General features: G+C 49.5%; 20 protein-coding genes. 9 read left to right on the forward strand and 11 right to left on the reverse strand.

From position 1 onward, the window contains the following. The 5 genes from M2108_RS28540 to M2108_RS28560 form a co-directional block, all read right to left on the reverse strand. The coding region (locus M2108_RS28540; protein ID WP_277472791.1) for a phage portal protein at positions 1–707 on the reverse strand (707 nt) is incomplete at its 3' end. Further along, a complete protein-coding gene (locus M2108_RS28545; RefSeq protein WP_277472792.1) occupies positions 704–943 on the reverse strand; it encodes a DUF6148 family protein in 240 nt (79 codons plus the stop codon). The genes M2108_RS28540 and M2108_RS28545, both read right to left, overlap by 4 nt. 23 nt (positions 944–966) lie before the next feature. Beyond that, entirely contained in the window at positions 967–2,802 is a 1,836-nt protein-coding gene (locus M2108_RS28550; protein ID WP_277472793.1) for a phage terminase large subunit family protein, read from the reverse strand. Next, positions 2,780–3,313 carry a hypothetical protein gene (locus M2108_RS28555; RefSeq protein WP_277472794.1) on the reverse strand — a complete coding sequence of 178 codons (534 nt, stop codon included), beginning with the start codon at positions 3,311–3,313 and terminating at the stop codon, positions 2,780–2,782. The genes M2108_RS28550 and M2108_RS28555 overlap by 23 nt, the downstream gene beginning before the upstream one ends. A gap of 230 nt (positions 3,314–3,543) precedes the next feature. Beyond that, the gene (locus M2108_RS28560) at positions 3,544–4,242 is read right to left on the reverse strand and encodes a competence protein CoiA family protein (RefSeq protein ID WP_277472795.1); all 699 of its coding nucleotides are present in this window, start codon (positions 4,240–4,242) and stop codon (positions 3,544–3,546) included. A 637-nt stretch (positions 4,243–4,879) separates the two neighbouring features. On the opposite strand from M2108_RS28560, the gene M2108_RS28565 reads away from it, so the two are divergent. After that, the gene (locus tag M2108_RS28565) at positions 4,880–5,131 is read left to right on the forward strand and encodes a helix-turn-helix domain-containing protein (RefSeq protein WP_277472796.1); all 252 of its coding nucleotides are present in this window, start codon (positions 4,880–4,882) and stop codon (positions 5,129–5,131) included. Between the two features lie 302 nt (positions 5,132–5,433). Here the strand turns inward: M2108_RS28565 and M2108_RS28570 are convergent, their stop codons facing one another. Continuing rightward, positions 5,434–5,889 (reverse strand): hypothetical protein, encoded by a 456-nt coding sequence (locus M2108_RS28570; RefSeq protein ID WP_277472797.1) that lies wholly within the window; start codon positions 5,887–5,889, stop codon positions 5,434–5,436. 829 nt (positions 5,890–6,718) lie between these two features. Further along, positions 6,719–7,852, reverse strand: a complete 1,134-nt coding sequence (locus M2108_RS28575) for a tyrosine-type recombinase/integrase (RefSeq protein WP_277472798.1) — start codon at positions 7,850–7,852, stop codon at positions 6,719–6,721. A 431-nt stretch (positions 7,853–8,283) separates the two neighbouring features. On the opposite strand from M2108_RS28575, the gene M2108_RS28580 reads away from it, so the two are divergent. Continuing rightward, on the forward strand, positions 8,284–8,766 hold the full coding sequence (locus M2108_RS28580) for a DUF2975 domain-containing protein (protein WP_277472800.1): 483 nt from the start codon (positions 8,284–8,286) through the stop codon (positions 8,764–8,766). Between the two features lie 10 nt (positions 8,767–8,776). Then, on the forward strand, positions 8,777–8,995 hold the full coding sequence (locus tag M2108_RS28585) for a helix-turn-helix domain-containing protein (protein WP_277472802.1): 219 nt from the start codon (positions 8,777–8,779) through the stop codon (positions 8,993–8,995). Between the two features lie 103 nt (positions 8,996–9,098). Here the strand turns inward: M2108_RS28585 and M2108_RS28590 are convergent, their stop codons facing one another. After that, on the reverse strand, positions 9,099–9,284 hold the full coding sequence (locus M2108_RS28590; protein WP_090714926.1) for a hypothetical protein: 186 nt from the start codon (positions 9,282–9,284) through the stop codon (positions 9,099–9,101). 444 nt (positions 9,285–9,728) lie between these two features. Between M2108_RS28590 and M2108_RS28595 the strand changes: the two genes are divergently transcribed. The 3 genes from M2108_RS28595 to nagA are packed head-to-tail and all read left to right on the forward strand — an operon-like array spanning position 9,729 to position 12,525. Further along, complete coding sequence (locus M2108_RS28595) at positions 9,729–10,607, forward strand: MurR/RpiR family transcriptional regulator (RefSeq protein ID WP_277472803.1); 879 nt, start codon at positions 9,729–9,731, stop codon at positions 10,605–10,607. Continuing rightward, the gene (nagB, locus tag M2108_RS28600) at positions 10,607–11,338 is read left to right on the forward strand and encodes a glucosamine-6-phosphate deaminase (protein ID WP_277472804.1); all 732 of its coding nucleotides are present in this window, start codon (positions 10,607–10,609) and stop codon (positions 11,336–11,338) included. Before M2108_RS28595 ends, nagB begins: the two co-directional genes overlap by 1 nt. Further along, entirely contained in the window at positions 11,335–12,525 is a 1,191-nt protein-coding gene (gene nagA / locus M2108_RS28605; RefSeq protein WP_277472834.1) for an N-acetylglucosamine-6-phosphate deacetylase, read from the forward strand. Before nagB ends, nagA begins: the two co-directional genes overlap by 4 nt. Positions 12,526–13,241: 716 nt before the next feature. Here nagA and M2108_RS28610 read toward each other — a convergent pair. The 3 genes from M2108_RS28610 to M2108_RS28620 all read right to left on the reverse strand — a co-directional run bounded on the left by M2108_RS28610 (position 13,242) and on the right by M2108_RS28620 (position 17,115). Beyond that, positions 13,242–14,183 (reverse strand): YhcN/YlaJ family sporulation lipoprotein, encoded by a 942-nt coding sequence (locus tag M2108_RS28610; RefSeq protein WP_277472805.1) that lies wholly within the window; start codon positions 14,181–14,183, stop codon positions 13,242–13,244. Positions 14,184–14,328: 145 nt separating this feature from the next. Then, the gene (locus M2108_RS28615) at positions 14,329–16,140 is read right to left on the reverse strand and encodes a glycosyltransferase (protein WP_277472806.1); all 1,812 of its coding nucleotides are present in this window, start codon (positions 16,138–16,140) and stop codon (positions 14,329–14,331) included. A 21-nt stretch (positions 16,141–16,161) separates the two neighbouring features. Continuing rightward, entirely contained in the window at positions 16,162–17,115 is a 954-nt protein-coding gene (locus M2108_RS28620) for a glycosyltransferase (protein WP_280777291.1), read from the reverse strand. Positions 17,116–17,299: 184 nt separating this feature from the next. On the opposite strand from M2108_RS28620, the gene M2108_RS28625 reads away from it, so the two are divergent. The 3 genes from M2108_RS28625 to rfbG are packed head-to-tail and all read left to right on the forward strand — an operon-like array spanning position 17,300 to position 20,061. Further along, positions 17,300–18,166 carry a glycosyltransferase family 2 protein gene (locus M2108_RS28625; protein WP_277472808.1) on the forward strand — a complete coding sequence of 289 codons (867 nt, stop codon included), beginning with the start codon at positions 17,300–17,302 and terminating at the stop codon, positions 18,164–18,166. 45 nt (positions 18,167–18,211) lie between these two features. Then, the gene (gene rfbF, locus M2108_RS28630) at positions 18,212–18,982 is read left to right on the forward strand and encodes a glucose-1-phosphate cytidylyltransferase (RefSeq protein WP_277472809.1); all 771 of its coding nucleotides are present in this window, start codon (positions 18,212–18,214) and stop codon (positions 18,980–18,982) included. Continuing rightward, the gene (rfbG, locus tag M2108_RS28635) at positions 18,970–20,061 is read left to right on the forward strand and encodes a CDP-glucose 4,6-dehydratase (protein ID WP_277472810.1); all 1,092 of its coding nucleotides are present in this window, start codon (positions 18,970–18,972) and stop codon (positions 20,059–20,061) included. The genes rfbF and rfbG overlap by 13 nt, the downstream gene beginning before the upstream one ends. Positions 20,062–20,175: the final 114 nt, after the last annotated feature.

Here is a 20,175-nt window from a genome sequence, read left to right on the forward strand (position 1 = left end):
GTTGGCAGACCCAGATAGGAACCGGGGTGTTTGTCTGAAAAATGGTAGGCGCTAACCATCCCATCACCATCAACCTCAACACCGGACTGTATCTTGCCGCCAGTCAAACCTTCTTGACTGGCTGGCGTGCTGCACCGATCAGCTTCCAGCAACCGGATACGCAAATCATAGAGCGCATGGTTACGCGGCAGCAGTGGAAGCAAGACGAAAGCATCCCCAGACATCATCCAGGACAGGTACGCGAGTTGCTGAATCTCATAAAAGTTGTGCTGCCCGGAGGCATCGCAGTCCTTCGAATCCGCCCACAGGGAAAACTCACGCTCTATTTGCCGCCTTAATGCCTTGGCTTTTGTATCAGATAGGCGCAAAAAATCGGCATCGAATGACGGTTTCAACCGTAGTCCAGTGCCGATTATATTGGTTCTCATAGTTTTAATTGCACCATTTGCCAGTGATCCGCCCATGTACAAGTCACGGGCTCTTGGCCGGAGCACTTCAAGGTTAGCGTGAATGTCTTCATCAGCATCGCCCTCGACCGGATTCCATGCTGTGAGGGATTTCTTCCGCCGGCTGGCTCCGTGATCGCCGTACCCCTGATTAAATACCTGCTGCACTGCCTGCTGCCGGGCAATCTCCGTGCGGGCTTTCTCCCGCTTCAAGGCATAACCCGGTGCTATCGCTGTTACCAATCGTTCCAGACGGCTCATAGATCAGTGGGAACATACCTGCGGACTCTGCTGCGGGGTCTCAGCCCTGCTGCATGTCTTAAGCATTCATCGACCTGCTTCTGCCAGTACTTAATCTGAGCCATCACATCCGCCAGATTAGCTCGTGTCAGGGAGCGCGTGCCAATGGTATATGATTGGCCGGTTGATAAAGCAAGTTCAGCCGCCAGCCAAGAATTCAAGTGCCCCTGGGCAACTTCTAATGTGTATAGTGGCATTTCCTTTCTCACCTCCCTTCAGGTTAAACGCTGCTGTCTGTACCCCGTCGTCTTCCCGATTTCGGGGCTGGCTTTGCTTGAACAGTTTCACCTGCAGCCATGGGTAACATTTCGTCAAGGTCCGGACTCAGCAGCTCAATGAGAGCAAGCTGGTAGACATGCAAGTCAAATGGCTCATTCCGTTTGCGGATTGGCTGCCAAACCTGATAGGTGACACCCATCTTCTTCTTGGTGACAAGCGTTTCCGCTGTAAGCCCCAGAAAGTACTCTTCGTTATATCCGCGGTTATCATGACCCGGCTGATTTGCTGGAAAGTGGCAGTAACCGGGACCATATCGTTTACGCTTTAAGTCATTGGAAGCACGGTACTTCCCCTCATCAACCCCGACACGAATCACTGTCGCCTTGTACCGGTTATTGTTGGTATATCCGTTGTACAACGGCACGTACCCGCCGTTCTCCCGGCCTTCACCCTTAATGGCGTAGATGCGGCGGCCCAGCCGTGCTGCACAGAATTTATAAACGCTGCCGGTAAAGTGACCGCCGGAGTCTATGAAAGCCCCGACAATCGGAAAGGATCTGCCATTCTTGTCCTTCCATCGTCGCTGAAGGAACTCGTCAAGCTCAGCCCAGATTTTCGGCTGCTCAAGGTCCCCGTGAATGACATGGAACCGGATCCCCCAGCTCTCGCGGCCAGCTCCCCAGCCTTTCACTTCGATTTCAAAGCGATTGTCCTGAGTATCCACTGTGGCTGTTAGGATTTTCACACCGTCCGGCACATCAGCCTCATAGATTTCCCCGCGCTGCATAAGCTCGCCTTCATCCAGCTTCTCGCCAGTGACGCGCCAGGTCTCCCCCATGACTGTGTTTGTCCAAACCTGCAGCATTTCCGGATCGTCCTTTGCCTCCAAGAATCCAGAAACGATTTTCTTCCAGGTAACCCACGGGCTGACGATTTGGTTTAAGTGGAATCCTCTGCGGAAAGGATGCTTCTGCCGGGCCACCCATTGCCCGGTACCGCTCTTCCAATCCTTCTCGGAGCTGATCCCTCCGCAGGCCCTGCATGCCGCTTCAACCTTCTCGACCTCTCCGTCCTCAAACCTCGTAAATTTAAGGCTCTGAAATCCAAGCGCCTGTAAATCCCCGCAGCATGGACACGGCAAACACCACTGTTCTTGAGTGCTGTCCTGGTAAAGCTTGTTGATCCGGGACGTCTCTTCGACCAGTGGTGTCGAAACAAAAATATGTTTTCGGTTATGAAAGGTGGTTGTCCGCTTTTTGACCAGATCAACCGGGTCACCCTCGGTGCCGGCAGATACCGGGAACCGATCAACCTCATCTCCGATGACTATACGGACCGGGCGGGAAGAAAGTGCAGCCGGGGAATTCGCGCCGACCAGCGCTACATATCCACCCGGAAAACTCTTCTTCGCAATTGTGTTCGACGCACTCCGGCCCTTAGCCGCGGCGAAGACCTTTTTCAGCCGCGGGCTTGCATTAATCATCGGCGTGATGCGCTCCTGGCTGGCTGCTTTGATCAGGCCCTTATCCGGCAGCATATAAATGATTGGTCCCGGTTCCTGATCCGCAAAATACCCGACTGCATTCAGCAGCACCTCAGTCTTTGCAACCTGTGCAGACGCCATGATTGCAATTTCTTCGACATGCGGGTCATTAATCGCGTCCATTACTTCTTTCATATAGGGAACGCGATCAGTCCGCCAAGGGCCAGGCTCAGCCGATGCTTCAGGAGAGAGGACCCGGTTCTGATCTGCCCACTCCGATACCGTCAGCGGCGGGCGCGGCTCCCATAGTTTCGCAATCTCTTTGAAAAGATCAGCTGTCTTCTTCGGGATCATCTGCGTCACCCGCCTTCTGGTTGAAAAGACCGGGACTATACTCGGTCAGGCCGGCCAGCGCAGCGGTGATCTCTTGATTTAGCACCTGCTCAACGACAGTGGACGGTTCTTTGTCCAATTTCAGACTGACCCGCGGCGGAATTGCCAGCAGTTTGGTCTTGGCAGTGATGATCATTTCCCCCATAACCGCTCTTATATCATCCGTTGCGTGCAAATTCCCCTGCTTTTCAGCCAGTTCTAAGGCCGCTTTTTCCGATTTTATCCGCTCGTGCTCCGTCTTATGATCGGTGTATGTCGGCTTACCGTCCCCTTTTGAGCCGCCTGTGACATGTTCAATGTACGCCTGGATGGCTTCAGAGAGGATATATTTGCCCCGACCAGACTGTTTCAAGGTGCCTTCAGCAGTTAAATTTCGAATCCATCGAGAGGTTTTCCCCACGATGGCTGCCAAATCACTCGTTGAAATCTCCATATCTGCAATGTTAACCTTCTTCTTTTTGGCTTCCGCCATCGTAGACCCCCCTAGCTTCCGTTTTAAGGCGTGTTTCTTTCGCCACTCCCCGTAAGCCGTTAATGAAGGAAAAACCCCTTCTTGAGCCTGTCAGAAGCTGAGAAACGGAAACGGAAGTAAATTCTCAAATAAAAAACTGATCGAAAATCGGGCTCACGCGCACCCGCATTCTTTTTCAAGGTTCAGAAGGACCCTACACCAGATTGTGTTTTATCACTTCTGTTTTGAATCTACCACCTTTTCATTGCATCATTAATATATGAATCCAACCTTTTACTAAGCGGCTCTTGTACTCCTAGTAGTTCAGCAAATATTGTTTCCATCTCAGGATCAGTCTCTGCAACCCTATAAGACAAATCAAACAAGAATTTCTGTCCAGCATAATCGCCCTTGTGTAGTTGCAACACACCAAATCCCTTATCAATAGCCACATTAATATCAACATCAGAATGATTAACAATTTTAAAGATTTCTTTCTTTATAATTTGATAATTACATATTTTCCACATTGCTTTGTATTTTAAATCTCCTCCTCTGATGTACTCTAATACCTTACTAAATTCCTTAACATCTTTCTGATTCAAATTACAAAATCTGAGAAGGGGGACCATATTTCTATTAAGATCCTCAATTTTATAGGAGAGTATTGTGTAGTCAATGCCTTCGACTAGATTCATATCATTAATAAATAAAACATTACTAGCGTCATATATTTCCCTTTGTTTAGCATTATTATCACTTTCCAAGCCTTTAACGAATAATTCGCAAGCTACATAATTACCTCCAACTTTGTGACGAAAATGAACTTGTTGGCCCCCACCTCCTGCCCGTACTACGATTTCTTTACACTTTGGACAAAAGTAGGCCGTACCTTTAACAGATAGCTTCGCATGTATTAAATTATTATTTTGATCATTTGCTACGTTCATTTCGTAATCACTCCGTTGTTAAATTTACCTGATATATTTTAATTTCTTGCTGTTACGATAACATTGTACTTGAAATCCTCCCTCCTGTAAGTAATTTTAACATGAGTGGGTTGTCATTAAGCAAAGCTGTCCGTTAGCTTAACGGACCACTGTATCCCTACTTCTTTCCCAACGCTCACACTGAATATCTGCCCCTTTCATTTAAACGATGACTCTCACACTTTCTGTGGAATAAAAAAGCCCAATCTCATAAAAAAGATTGGACTTATCGCGTGTATTTGATTGACGAAAGTAAAACAAAATGTTATAATATATATTAAGGAGGTGATGATATTGAAGACGAGGAAAGAAAGACAGAAAGAGGATAGGGACAATAAAATCAAATCGGTGACTGCAATCATCGGCTTGATTGTCCAAATCCTCACCCTCATCAAGCTACTGCTCAAGTAGTGCAACCCGAAACCTCGGCCCCGCAAGGGGCCAGGCGGTAGGGGATGAATAACAAGGGCTGTCTTTCTTTCAGTATAACATAATGACAGGAGCGATAAAATATGACTCGTAAGTCTACAGAAATTGCAACCTATGCCGCACTGGTCATCAGCATCATCAACCTGATTATTTTGGTGGTGAAGTGGTAATGACTCCGTTTGAAAGCCAGGAAGCAATGAATGAGTGGGTATCAGAGAATATCCTTTTCACCTCGGAAGCCATGGAAGTCATGAACTGCACACGTCAGAATCTCCATCATTTTGTACAAAAGGGCCGGCTGGTTCCTATAAAGACAGTCGGCCGGGAACGTCTCTTCCTTCGTTCGGATGTTTTGGAATTACAAGAATCCGTTAGTTCCTATAACCGCAAACCTAAAGTTGATGACAAGCCCGGGGAATAACTCCGGGCTTTATTCATTTGTTTATGCGATTGTATATGCATAAGAAAATATGGTGCTTATATATATCTTTATATATTTCTTTAATATTTTCTTTCTTTCTTTCTTGGGGGGCTAATTCTCCCCCTCTCTTGGGGGTTAATTCTCCCCCTCTCTGGGGGCTAATCCTCCCCCTCTACGTTTTTATTTTAGTGGGGGCTAATTCTCCCCCTAAGCATTCATAGACTCTGTATAATGTGTATGAATATTCATATTGAAGGGCATGAAAAAAGCCACCCGGGAAGGATGGCTTTATGATGCTCACTCTAAAGTCTCTCGTCACTATATCGACGAATGAGCGTTTCGTTGGTTTCCGGCAGATATGGCCATATTTCGTTGGCTCCATCAAAAAAGCCATCACTTTCAGCTTCCGGCCAATAAAGCCGAGCTTCCTCATAGTGTGCAACGTGTAATCTTCTTACCATTTCAGTAACTTCTGCCTTATTGGTCACTTCCGGATGCTCAATAAGCGAAAGGAGATACACAAGCCCCCTTCCCCCAACGAATGCATCAAGATGCATATCTCTCGTTGATCGCCCCTGGGCAAATAAAGTCCGAGTGTTATACATACATTGATGATTGTTATGGACGATTCTGAACCCTGTTTGTTGATTATTAGAATCGTCGTACCATTCAAACCAACCATCCTGTACTCTGTTAATAATTTGATTACAACTATCGCAAACCCATTGTTCTAAAGGTCTCAGTTGTGGTTGAGCCATATCTTATCATCCTCCCACAACTATAATTCGGCAAATGGGAGGAAAATCCTGCAAAGCAGAGAAGCAGACTTGAACCGCCACTGCCAGCTGATAACAGCCAGAGTGTTACATTAACACTAACCCCGCATGATGCCCATGCCAGACCATAGGAACGCGTTTCCTGCAGCCAGGGCTTACAGCTTGTGTTTGGCTTGTGTTTGCCCATGTCGGCCTAATGCGCGCGGAGCGCGCCCTCAGAGGGCCATGACAGGCGGCGTTTGTTGTAACAGGCCAAGGGGAAGAAATCGAATCTCCCAGTCGCTGGCCGCAGCCTGCAGGTTTACTGTTAACCGACCTCGGCATAAGGATGTTCAAGCCTTAAGCGATAACCCATGAGTGTACCGTTATGTCCTCGGGCTTATATTCAGGATGGCATTCACTTAGTTCGATAAGAACTGACTGTTCTATTGAGAGGCCATAGCTCGTATCTACTTCCACCATTTTATACTGTTCGATGGAACGTGCACCCTTCAAGCTATATCTTACATTGTACGATTTAACCATAAGATCATCTCCCCCTCAGATTATGCAAAAAGCGTACTACGAGGGGGAGTTAATAGCAACAATCATTCATCTGAGATCCCGCTTGTATCCAGGATGAAATGCGCATTTAGGAACACAAAAGAGCAGACCCCCATATGTGCTCTGCTTTGGCGCTTGGCTCCAGCTGGCCTTCCTTGTGTCGGGTGCTGCTCTCTTTGTTTTCCATGCTATAAGAATAACATGTCTAAAACCTAATGCTCATTGCTGATCCTTTGTTTTTCCTTCTATTATTCTGTGGTGTCGTTTGTTACTTTATAGTAGCTAATGATTCATTTTGCAAAGCGTCCAGAGCATCAGCAGCATCTGACTGGGTGTTGGGCAGTAAATGACCATAAGTATCCATGGTAAATGCCACCGAGGTATGTCCCAACCGCTCTGATATTGCTTTGAGTGGGACCTTTATCTTAATCAGGAACGCAACATGAGTATGCCGCAGATCATAGAAGGCAATATGAGGAGCTTCATATTTTTTAAGCTGCCTATCCCACATCCGTTGAATATTTCGCATAGTAGCCGGTCCGCCGAAGTCCGTACACACTACAAGATCGTTGTTTTGATACTTTTCGCCAAGGAGCAGTCGCTCTTGCAAAATGAAAGACCTGTGTTCCTTTAGAGCTTCGATTAATGAGGCTGATAATGCTATAGATCTGACACTTGAGGTTGTTTTAGCACCCTTTTTAATGCGACGCTTCTTAGTGACTGTCTGTTGTATGATCAGTGTTTTTTCATCAAAATTTAGATCTGCCCAACGCAAGCCTAAAATTTCTCCAGGTCGCATTCCTGTCATGAGCGCAATATAAGTTGCGATCCAGTAGCGGCTCTTCCCTTTGGTCTTGTCGGCGAAGTCAAAGGCAAACTCCGGGGTCCATATAGGGCGAATATTCTTGGTAACCCGAGGCTTGTCAACAGCACTGCAAGGATTATATTCAATCAGCTTCTTCTTAACAGCGTCATTCAAGCATGTATTTACATTAGAGAATGCTCTTTTCACAGACCATTCGCCAAGCTCCTTTTCTTCAATCATATAAGTAATAAAATCATCAATATGCTGGGCGTTCAACTTGGAGACTGGAATATGACCTAATGCCGGCTTTATATAAAGTCTAATATTGTTTTCATACAGTTCCCTTGTCTCAGGTGAAATATTGCGTTTGTTCTTACACCAATCACTTATGAAGTCCCCAAACGGAGTTTTTTGAGGTTCAAAGTAGGTTCCATTCTTAAGCTGTGTTTTACGCTCCGCCTCAGCGGCCTCAGCTTCTTTCTTTGTTCTAAACCCCCGCTCTTTTTCGCGACCACGCACACCATTCGTGATGGTGCCATTATAAAATGAGTAGTACCACGGGTTCTTTTTAATACTCTTATCCTTATATACGCCCACTGATGTTCCTCCATCCTCAAATACTGATTAACACCAAATTAGCACCAATTCCCTAAAAAAGCAAGTTCACAGGCTGTTAAAACCCTTATAAATCAACGTTTATTTCATAGAGGTAAATACCCTTCAATGGTGTCACCCCTCCTTGCCCTGGGTTTGTTTGGTATAACAAGGTAAAGGGATACAGTCAAAACATACTATGTATGCGCAATGTCAATGGTGCTGTTACAGACCCAAAATGGGCGGGGGCAAATGTCCCGTCAGGGACAGGCTGAGTATGAACGATGCCGCAAATGGCCGGAGACTCCCGTCACACCATGCCAAAACACTCCTTTAACAATAATAAAGTATTTATTATCATTACTTTTTTATTGTATAACGATAAATACTATGGTAAGTTATTATCAAAATTACTCATAAGTGAGGGGCTTGTTATGGAACGTGGATCAACACTTTTTTTGAAGGCGGCGCTTATTCTTATCAGTATCCCTGTGCTGGCCTTGTGTATCTTTGCGGTGCCGGAGATTGCGGAGTTTGCAGCGGAATTGTATCCGGATCATGCTTATCTGAGGGTTCTTGTCCTGCTCGATTTATATGCATCGGTGCTCCCCTTCTACTTCGCGCTGTATCAGGCGTTCAAGCTGTTAAGCTACATCGACCGGAACAAGGCGTTCTCGGAGCTGTCCGTGCGGGCCTTAAAGCTGATCAAGTACTGTGCCCTGGCCTTCAGCGGGGTATATGTACTGGGAATGCCGCTCTTTTATCTGCTGGCGGAGAGGGATGATGCTCCGGGCATTATCGTCATCGGGATGGTGCTGATTTTTGCCGGGATGGTGATTGCCTTCTTCGCTGCCGTTCTCCAGAAGCTGCTTAAAGAAGCGATTGAACTAAAATCAGAGATTGACCTGACGGTCTGAGGTGACGACAATGGCGATAATCGTAAACATTGATGTGATGCTGGCTAAGCGGAAAATGAGCGTAACCGAGCTGTCGGAGCGGGTGGGCATTACGATGGCCAACCTGTCCATTCTCAAGAACGGCAAAGCCAAGGCAGTGCGGCTCTCCACCCTGGAGGCGATATGCAAGGCCCTTGACTGCCAGCCCGGAGATTTGCTTGAGTATAGAAGTGACGATAAGACCCTGTGATACACACAAATAAAAGACCGCAGCTCCGGAGGCTTTCCGGGTTTGCGGTCTTTCGCTGTAACGCGTTACTTGCGTAATATTTATCTATCTGCTGAAGCCGGTATCAGTGGTAAATAATAGACTTGATCCGGGATTGTTCCTCATAAGTGAGCGGGCTAACCGGCTGCGGTGTGTGCAAATGACGCTGTACGGTATACTCCATGTTCAGATAATCATCCTCCCCGGATGCTACCTCCGGCTGCCAGTATCCAATGACCCGGTTCTTTAGTTCCTTCAGTACTTCCAGCATTGCGTTCATCCTCCTTGAGCGATGAAATCATAATTTGCATCCCTTTATTGGTTACGCTTTCATTATAACATATTTCACGTCTGTGTCCACTGGTAAAAGACATTATTTAACGGATTTTATCCGATAACATGCTAATTTTAAAGGTTTATGTGCTCTATTCGAGGATTATTGTATTCGTGGTAAGGACACCATTTTGCAGTGTAACAATCCTGTGCCTGTGCGCAAAATAACCTTTGTAAACGGTCAACCGAAAGTGCTGGCTCCTCTCTCTTACCGCAGAGCATATGAACAACAGCCGGGAGCTTAAAGTCCTGCTTGCATCCTGAGGCAATATGTTTTATTCTGATTATGAAAATAATTTTCCTATAAAAGATTATATTCATAAAAATAATTTCAGTGGTTAATTCAATTTGAGATCATGATACAGAAAAGAAGGTGGAGCTATTGTCTCCTATACTGCATGCCCTGGAGCATGAGCAGGCAAGCTTCTCCCTGATGGAGCGCAGGCTGGCGGACCGTATTTTATCCTCCCCCAGTGAGATCGTTCATATGGGAATCACGGAGCTGGCTGAACAGTGCGGGGTTAGTCCCGCTACCATTACTCGTTTTTGCAAGGTGCTGCATTTCAAGGGCTTTCCCGATTTCAAAGTCAAGCTGGCGGCAGAGATTGCCCATGGCGACGCCTCCCCGCAGGACGGCGGCTCCTCTTATCAGGATATTGTCGCCGGAAACCCGCTGTCCGTCATCGTTGAAGCGATGCAGGCCAATCACCTGACCTCAATCCGGGACACCACTACACTGCTTGATCTGGAGCGGCTGCAGAGTGCGGTTGATCTGCTCTGCAATGCCCGCCGCGTGGATCTGTACGGGATGGCCACCTCTTCGATTGTCGCTCAGGATTTCTATCAGAAGCTGGTGCGCATAGGGGTGAATTGCACTGCTTTTGCCGATTCGCATATGCAGATTACTTCCGCTTCCTCACTCGCCAAGGGTGATGTGGCTTTTGCCGTCTCCTATTCCGGGGAAACACCGGAGACGATTGATGCCTTAAGCTGTGCCAAGGCCAGCGGCGCTTCTACCATTTCGCTTACTTCTTACGGCAGCAGTACTCTGGCTAAACTGGCCGACATCCCCTTGTTCTCCTCCTCACTGGAGCAGGGCATGCGCCGGGGCGATATGGCTTCACGGATCGCGCAGCTGCATATCATTGATATTCTGTTCACCGGCATGGTCAGTACCCGGTTCGGGGACTTCATCCCCAAGCTGGAGCAGTCTTATCTGAACGTCCAACATTACCGACATAAACGGGGAGGTCAATCCTAATGAACATTCTTAAATTCAAGAGCCAGGAAGATTTCGCAGAAACCGGTGCCAATCTGATCGTCAGCCTGCTGCAGAGCAATCCCAGAGCCGTACTCGGCCTTGCTACCGGCAGCTCTCCGGTCACTGTCTATGCCAGACTGGTCGAGATGCACCGTAAAGGGCTGGTCAGCTTTGCCAAAGCATCCTCTTATAATCTGGATGAATATGTGGGCTTGCCTGAAGACCATCCGCAGAGCTACCGCAGCTTCATGAACGAGCATCTGTTCAACCATGTCGATATCGACCTTGCCCGTACCCATGTGCCCAACGGCAATGCGCCGGATCTTGCAGCCGAATGTCTGGCTTATGACCGGATGCTGGAGGATAACGGCCCGGTTGACCTGCAGATTCTCGGCATCGGGAGCAACGGCCACATCGGCTTCAATGAGCCGGATGCCAGCCTCAGCAGCGGCACACATGTAGTGGATCTGCTGGAAGAAACCCGGGAAGCCAATGCCCGCTTCTTCGACAAGCTCGAGGATGTGCCCCGCCAGGCGGTGACCATGGGGATCGGCGGCATCCTCAAAGCACGGCAGATTGTTCTGCTGGTGCGCGGCGAAGAGAAGGCAGAAGCGGTCCGTAACGCACTGGAGGGTCCGATTACGACCCAGTGTCCGGCCTCACTCCTGCAGAGCCATCCGAATGTTGTCGTTCTGCTGGACGAAGGAGCTGCCAAATGGCTGAAATCATGACAGAAACAGAAGTCTCCGGACAGCTGCTCTATGGCAAGGTGCTGTCGCCGGCCGGCCTGATAGCAGATGGCGTCGTTGCCGTCTCAGGAGAACAGATCCATTACGCAGGTGAAGCCGCCTGGCTGCCTGATGCCTATGCTAATTGGCCGGCTAACGGTCAAGGACAGGGCGGCCTGCTGATTCCCGGATTCGTCGATGTGCATGTGCACGGAGGAGCCGGTTACGACTTCATGTACAGTGACAGCCGTGCGCTGGATACGATTACCCGCTTCCATGCCTCGCAGGGAACCACTACGATGCTGGCTACTACGATGACCGCTTCCAAGCCGGATATCGACCGGGTGCTGGCGGAGGTGGACGCCTACCGCACAGCCGGGATGCCTTACGCTCGTGTAGCCGGTGTCCATCTGGAGGGACCGTTCATTAGCCAGAAATGGCCGGGTGCGCAGAATCCCGAACACATCGTCCCGGCCAATATCGGATGGCTGGAGGCATGGGAGCAGCAGTATCCCGGACTGATCCGTCAGGTAACGCTTGCGCCGGAACGCGAAGGAGCGCTGGAAGCCATCTCCTGGCTGCGCAAGCATGGTATAACGGCTGCCTTGGGACATACCAATGCCACTTTCGAGGAGGTTATCGCTGCTGCTGATGCCGGGTTGAACCAGGCCGTGCATATGTACAATGCGATGACACCGCTGCATCACCGCAAGCCCGGGACAGCCGGAGCGGTAATGTTCGACGACCGGATCCGGGCGGAGATTATTGCCGACGGCATCCATGTCCATCCCGCAGCGATCCGGATTGTAACCCGGCTCAAAAATAATGCCAATCTGCTGCTGATTACCGACGCGATGTCCGCAACCGGGCTGGACGACGGTGAATATACGATCGGCGATCTGCCCGTCATGGTCAGCGGCGGCGTAGCTACCCTGAAGGAGCATCCTGAGTCGCTGGCCGGAAGCACCCTGACCATGATCCGCGGCTTCCGCTATCTGGTTCAGGAAGTCGGGCTCAGTCTGGAGGAGGCCTCACAGGCAGCCAGCCTTACGCCGGCTATATCGCTGGGGCTGCAGCGCACCATCGGTACGCTGGAGGCCGGCAAACGCGGCGACATCCTGCGGCTCGATGACCAGCTTAATCTGCACGGGGTATGGATTAACGGTCGTGAGATTACAGCTATAGATTAAATACGCAGCGGTCCCCGGTTCTTTCCGGGGACCGCTGTTCTACTTATTAATGCGGCATGCGGTATACCTAGCCCCAGGCCTAAGCCCAACCAGCATAGCACCATACTGCTCCACATCACATCACACCGCACCACATGCGCCACATCACGCTCCGTACCACATCACACCGTAACACATCACACCGCACCGCACCACAGGTAACTTTAACTGCATTTGAGAGACTGTCGATAAATTCCGCTACTCTTTGTCTCAGATCAATTTTCTTTTAAGAGTTCAAGGATTTCAGCAATCACCATGCAAAAAAAAAAAAAAAAAAAGGAATGCCCGCAGACTATGTCTGTAGAACATTCCTTATTTAGGGGATACCTCTAAATCCGCCCTTTTAGCCTCACCGGCTGAAATCAAAGGCATTTATGTCCTTCATTCCGTCCATTTAGCAAGAAAATAGAACGGATACAATCTCATCGGATTAAACTCCCTGCTATTGTATAGAATACAACAGAACACGTATTTATCCTTTGCCCTGAGATAACGATAACCAGGTTACTTTTACGCCTGTCCGGCATGACAGCTGAACATAATAATGAACCGGCGGTGCAGCGGACCTCATTCTTGTCCGTGTACAGCCGGTTGCGTTTGGCTAGTGCAGTTACGCTACGATTCACTTTTGCAATCACTTTCAGCTAGTGCAGTTACTTTCCGCTACTGCAGCGGCCTTAATACCCGCTGCGCGTAGGGAAGATACGCTCCACCATTGTGCCGAATTCTTTCGCAAAACCCTTTAGCGGGTGGCCCGCACGGGCTTCCCGGGCATAATAGTCAGCCCGCTCCACAAAGTCCGGGTTAGCTGACACGTAGACGTTTTTGATCGACGGGTTAACCTTTTTAACCTCGGCGGCAATCCGGTCCTTCATCTCGCTGGTTACATCATCGCTAGTGTTCATCCGGTAATTGTTGTTAGGAGCAACGCTGCGGATTCCGATTCCGCTGCCCACGCTGTCGTCAATATCCCGCTTCATCCGGGTTCCGTCCGTGAAATTGCTGCCGGACAGGATACCGTTTCCTCCGTTACCCGGATAAGCCTGAGGATCCGTCATCCCGGTTCCCCCGACCGTTCCAGTGCCAGTCAGGCTCTTGGGAACTCCGTCCATGGAACCTCCCATACCCGTTACACCCGGTGTACCGGTTACACTGCCACGGCCGCTGGTTCTATACCCGTTATCCATGCTGCCTGCTCCGCCTGTCGTATGCCCCTTATCCATGCCACCCATATTGCCCGCACGCGGCAGAATACCGGAAGCATGGCCGGCGTCATAGCTGTAAGAACGATAATTGCGGGTGCCGATGTTACGCGGCTTGCCGTTGGTATCGTCAAGCTTGACGGCAACATAGGCGCTTCTCCCGACCAGCATGACATTGGCTGATTTTACCTCCGGCATGGCCGAGATATGGTCGGCAAGCTCCTGGCTCATCTCCATTTTGTCATAGGTATTGCCCCGCACCGCATTCGTCTGAATCCGGCCGCCGTTATTTCCCTTTACACTGTTCGTATGCACATTGTTACTGTCCGCCGAATGATTTGCTCCGCAGCCGGTAAGACTGACCATTCCGAGGAGCAGCGCGGCCGAAACGGATGTGCTAAGCCTTGAACGCAACATGAATTCACCTTCCATCTCTCGAATGTTATGTGTGCAGCGTAACATTTTTTAGAATGCCCTCTAAAGGAGCGGCTATGCTGAAAATTATTAGGAGCAACACAATCAAGGAGAGCTAAGATGAACGAGATCCATGCTGTAAAATTATTCATGTAAAGCTGTAGAAATATTTCGACAGCCTCTCGTAAAGCTCCAGCAGCTTCGGAAACACCCCCATCTCCCGGATCACGGATAAATCAGCCTGAACATCAAAATCCTCCTCAGCACTTAAAACGGAACCGGCAATCGGAAGCGTCATCTCTTCCATATCCCACAAGCGCTGAATCAGCATTTTGACCGCTGTATCCACAAAATGGTTAAATGCCCTGAACCGTTTGGAGTAAATAGCCCGGATATGATTAAGCTCAGTCAAATATCCGTTGATTTCTGGCAGCGTCACAAAGTCAGGCATCATGCTCAGCGCCAGTAGATGAATCTCCATATCACCGCTATACTTTTCACAGAACCTCAAGAAATTCCGCCGGGATTCAAGACTGTTCTCCGGTAAAATCGGATGCTCCTGGTGGAAGTTAACCACCGCATCATCATGGATAAATATCGCGCCCTTTCGGGCAGCACGATATCCAAGCTCCCAGTCCTCCCAGCCGAAGCCTTCAAAGCGTCCGTCAAACCCCCCGCTCTCTTCAAAAAAACGCTTCGTGATTGAAACATTACTCGTAATCATATTCATCCAGGAATAGTGGAAATATTTAAACCTGCTCCCATAAGCCGAAAGTATATTTTCAAAATATTCACCCCGCAGGCTCCAGCGTTCCAGATGGACCGGATCAAACATCAGTTCAAAGGGCAACAATTGAATATGCGAATGGTCTCCCTGTATAAAACGGTCAATGAGAGGATCTGCAACTGGATGGCCGATATAGCATTGCTTCATGCTTGCTATCTGCTCCGACGAAAATTCGGGATTGGCAATGGTGTACATTCGTTTTGACCGCATAGCCCCGGAAACAATCTTTCGTTCTGAGTCCAGATGGTGACTGGCATGAAGCCTTACAAAATCGGGGCGGCAAATCATCTCGGCATCTACAAATATAAATGTACGACCTGTGGCAATACGGGTACCAAGATTACGCACCTCCGCTCTCCCCCTGTTGCTGGCGAGCTGTACATAAATCAAAGAATAGCCCGGCTCTAAAATATCATATATGGTTGCTGAGGGGTCTGTAGAGGCATCATTCAGAAACACAACCTCCATATGCTGCCGAGGATAATCCTGTCTGTCCATCGCCAGCAATGAAAAATAGTTCAGCGGACACCGGTTATGGGAAGGCATGATCACGCTAACTGCGATGTCACTTTTGATTCCGTGCCTTACACTAACACCGCTGTCTGGATCGCGGTAAAAATACAGGCCTTCTTCCACCCCGGTCAGACTGGAATACAGGCAAGCCTGAATCTCATCTTCTGTCCTGGCTGTGGACCACAAGCGAAACTCCCGGACTAGCCCTTTGAAATTCCCGTAAACATGTCCTCCGAGCCCAAGCGAAGGGAGGATATGAGCGGCCGTACAGGAAGCCCCTTCTTCCTTCATCCAATGCCCGTTAATATAAAGCTGCAGCTTTCTGTTATGCGAAACGACGGCAACATGCTGCCAATCCGAGAAGTCATAAGGGCAAACAAGCCTTGCAGGAAGGTGGTTGACGGAATGTTCGTAAACCGAAATTCCGTTTGTGCCCACTGATATACCGCAGCCTGCAGCTCCTGCAGGATAGAAATCAGGCCCTACCAGATAGGGTCTCCCGCCTATTCCATCTGCCCCTGTGCTCTGTTCCTGATCCATGATCTGCTCCTCTTCCGCCTTCACCCAAAATTCATAGGTAAAGGTGTCCTGGATCCCGCAGGTTCTTTGGAACTTGATCAAGCTGTTTCCGTCAAAATGCAGCGCCTTGTTACCGAACATGTTAACTCCCTCCTATTCTCCCTATCCGTAAATTGCCTTATGATAAACCGTCAAATAATTATCCGTCATTCTGGACTGGGAGAATCGTTCTCCAACGTACGCCCGTAACTCTCCGGGAGAATAGGGAGCCTTATCATTGAACAGCTTCTGCTGCATTTCGTAAAGTGAGGTGCACATCATTTCCGGAAAATGCTCCAATATTTCGGGAACAGCCCCTCTGGAGAGAGCAAGAACCGGCGTGCCGCAGGCCATCGCTTCAATCAAGACAAGCCCGAATGGTTCCTCCCACTGTATAGGGAATAGAAGGCAAGCCGCATGCTTCAGCAAATCCTGGCGGACGGATCCGCCAACCGGACCGACGTAGTGCAGCAACGGATTGTTCTTGATACGGGGGGTTATGACTTGTAGAAACAGCTCTTCATCATGAACCGGCCCGGCTATAATCAGGCGCTGCCCCGTTGATTCCGCCAGATCCATGGCTTCGTTCACGCCTTTTTCCCGGACAAGCCTGCCCATAAAGAGCAGATAATCGTCTTTTTCGTGACTGAGCTGGTAATCCTCAAGAACAATCCCGTTGTGCACATAGCAGCCATTCCGCTCTCCCACCGTCTCCCAGGCGCTGCGGCTCACATATACCGGAAAACGAACAGCATTGCGGACAGGCAGGTGAATCGTGCTCACCATTGGAAGGTACAATCCGTTCTCGCTCATTGCGGAATCGAACGTATGGTCATGGATGATGTCAATCCCGCCAGGAAGAGTCTCCGAAACATACGCACCGATTTGCGAATCACCAAAAAACGGATAATGAATCACTGATCCCGAAATAGCACTGCCATATGGCGCATAGAGAATAACTTCATGGCCACGGCGGCTCAGTTCCTGAGAAAGGTCGTACACAACCCGCTCCGTCCCGCCATCCCGCTGCGGCGGTACCGTTTCATGATTTGGTGCAATCTGCAATATCCTCAACATGAACCCCCCTGACATAATAGCTACTACTAGTTATATGTTTACATCATCCGCTTCGCATAAGAAGAATGCCCATTGCCAAATAATCGTCCACCTGGCATTGGCTCAAATATGCTTATGCCCGGTGCATTTGTCCGTGTCTATATCCCTCCTGTTTGTATTTACTATAGAAGGAGGCGAAACCATTATGCCCAACCTGTCCGTCTTGATGCCGGTTTATAATGCTTCCCGCTTTCTGAGGCAGGCGGTAGAGAGTATCCTGTGCCAGAGCTATACGGATTTCGAGCTCATCATCATTCATGACGGTTCAACCGACAATAGCCTGGAAATTCTCAGCCATTTCACTGATCCCCGGATAAAATTAATCGACAATCCCGTGAACTGCGGAATTGTTACCTGTCTAAACAGAGGTTTTGCCGCAGCTTCGGGCGCTTATATCGCCAGAATGGATGCGGACGACTACAGTTTGCCGGACCGGTTCAAGGCACAGCTTGAATTTATGAACCTTCATCCTGACATCGGTGTCTGCGGTACGCAATACCGGATCATTGGCGAGGCCAAAGCAGAGAGCCTGATTCCGAAGCTCCCTACCGATCCCGACTTGTTGGCCTGCACGCTGCTGTTTCACTGCTGTCTGGCGCATCCTGCCGTGATGATGAGAAGGCATGTTTTGGAGCGCTTGGACAGTCCTCCATATGAATCTTCTTATGAGCACGCAGAGGATTACCGGTTGTGGGCAAGACTGTCTGGCATTACCCGAATGACCAATTTGAAGGATTGCCATCTGCTTTACCGGCATCATGATGCTCAAATCAGCAGAACGATGTCCCCGGAACAGCTCAAGCAAGCCGAAAGGATCAGTCTGGAACAGTTGTACCAGTTCGGGCTTTTTCCTACTGCTGAAGAATTGGAGATCCATTTGGCGTTATTCAGCCCTAAGAGGCACGGGGATCAGGCGGAGCGGGCATGGGTACGTAAAATATTATCCAATAATCTGCAGGTCAGAAAGTTCGACCAGGCAGCGTTGAATGAGGTGCTGAGTCACTGCATTTAAAGCACACTAATCCGTTATCCGTTAATTCGAAAGGGGCTGGAAAGCTTGAAAGTAGTCATTCTCGCAGGAGGTTATGGAACACGAATCAGCGAAGAATCACATCTCCGGCCTAAGCCGATGATAGAAATCGGGGAAAAACCGATTCTCTGGCACATTATGAAGCTGTATTCCCATTACGGATTTAATGATTTTGTCATTTGCCTGGGCTATAAAAGCAATGTGATCAAAGAATACTTCTCGCACTATTATTTGTATAATTCCGATATCACCTTTGACTTCACGAACCAGAACGAAACTGTTATCCACCACCATAAGGCGGAGCCCTGGAAAGTTACGCTGGTCGATACCGGGCTGGAAACGTTAACGGGAGGCCGGTTGAAACGGATTGCGGATTTTATAGGGGATGAGACCTTCATGATGACCTACGGAGACGGTCTTTCCTCCATCAACCTTTCACATCTGCTGGAATTCCATCGCAGCCACGGTAAACTGGCCACAGTAACCGTAACCCAGCCCCCGGGCAGATTCGGGGCAATGCAGCTCAACAGCCAGCACCAGGTCGAAGCCTTCAGAGAGAAACCGAAAGGGGACAACTCGTGGATCAATGCCGGATTTTTTGTACTTGAGCCAGCGGTGTTCCAGTACATTCAAGGAGATAAGACCGTATTTGAAAACGAACCGCTGGAATCTCTTGCGTCGGACGGGCAGCTGATGGGATATGAGTTCGAGGACTTCTGGCATCCGATGGATACGTTAAGAGATAAAAATTATTTGGAGCAGTTATGGAAATCGGGGAATGCACCATGGAGAAAGTAGACTTTTGGAAAAACAAAAAAGTATTCCTTACCGGCCATACAGGCTTTAAAGGAACCTGGTTATCCATTTGGCTGCACCAGCTTGGCGCCAAGGTCACCGGATACTCGACCGCTCCAAATACCGATCCCAGCCTCTTTCACTGCTGTGGCGGGGATCAGCTCCTCCAGTCCGTCACCGGAGATATCCGGGATGCCAGCCGCCTCGGGGCTGCTATGCAGGAAGCAGATCCGGATATCGTGTTTCATCTCGCAGCCCAGCCGCTTGTCCGGGAAGCTTACCGCCAGCCTGTAGATACCTACGCCACAAATGTGTTAGGCACGGTACATGTCCTGGAAGCGGTCCGCCAGAACAATCTTCAGGGCGGTTCGGTTAAAGCCGTAGTGAACATTACGACCGATAAATGCTACGAAAACAAGGAGTGGCTGTGGGGATACAGGGAAAATGATCCGCTGGGCGGCTTCGACCCATATTCCAGCAGCAAAGCCTGTTCCGAGCTGGTCACTTCCTCTTACCGCAATTCATTCTTTCACAACGCCCGGTATCAGGAGCACGGGGTGGCCATCGCCTCCGCGAGAGCTGGAAATGTGATCGGCGGCGGCGACTGGGCGGCAGAGCGGCTGATTCCCGACTGCTTCAGGGCCATCTGCAGCAAGGTCCCTCTGGTCATCCGCAGCCCCGGATCCGTACGTCCCTGGCAGCATGTTCTGGAGCCTCTCAGCGGTTATCTTCTTCTGGGGCAGCGGCTTATAGAAGAAGGAATACGTTTTGCCGAGCCCTGGAATTTCGGCCCTGATGATCAAGATGCACGGAGTGTGGAATGGGTGGTACGCCGGTTTTGCAGTCTCTGGGGAGCGGGAGCAAGATATGAGGTAGAAAGCGATAACCGGCTGCATGAGACGGCTGTACTCAAGCTGGATTGCTCCAAAGCAAAGCTTGAGCTGGGTTGGCAGCCCCGCTGGGACCTGGATACGGCGCTGATGAACACAAGCGCATGGTATAAGGCATTCATGAATCAGGAGAATATGCTGGAGATCTGCCGCGCTCAGATCCGGCAGTACGAGGAGTCGGGCGCATCATAGTGAATAGCATCATTCCCTCCGGGCGGAAGTGAGGACCATACGGTCTGAATGGACGCAGGAGTTTTTTTATGTTTCGGCACAGGCAAGCCTTGCCCGCGAATGACGGGCAAGGCT

It is taken from the genome of Paenibacillus sp. PastM-3, from assembly GCF_029893965.1.
In the GTDB taxonomy this organism is placed as follows: domain Bacteria; phylum Bacillota; class Bacilli; order Paenibacillales; family Paenibacillaceae; genus Paenibacillus_AQ.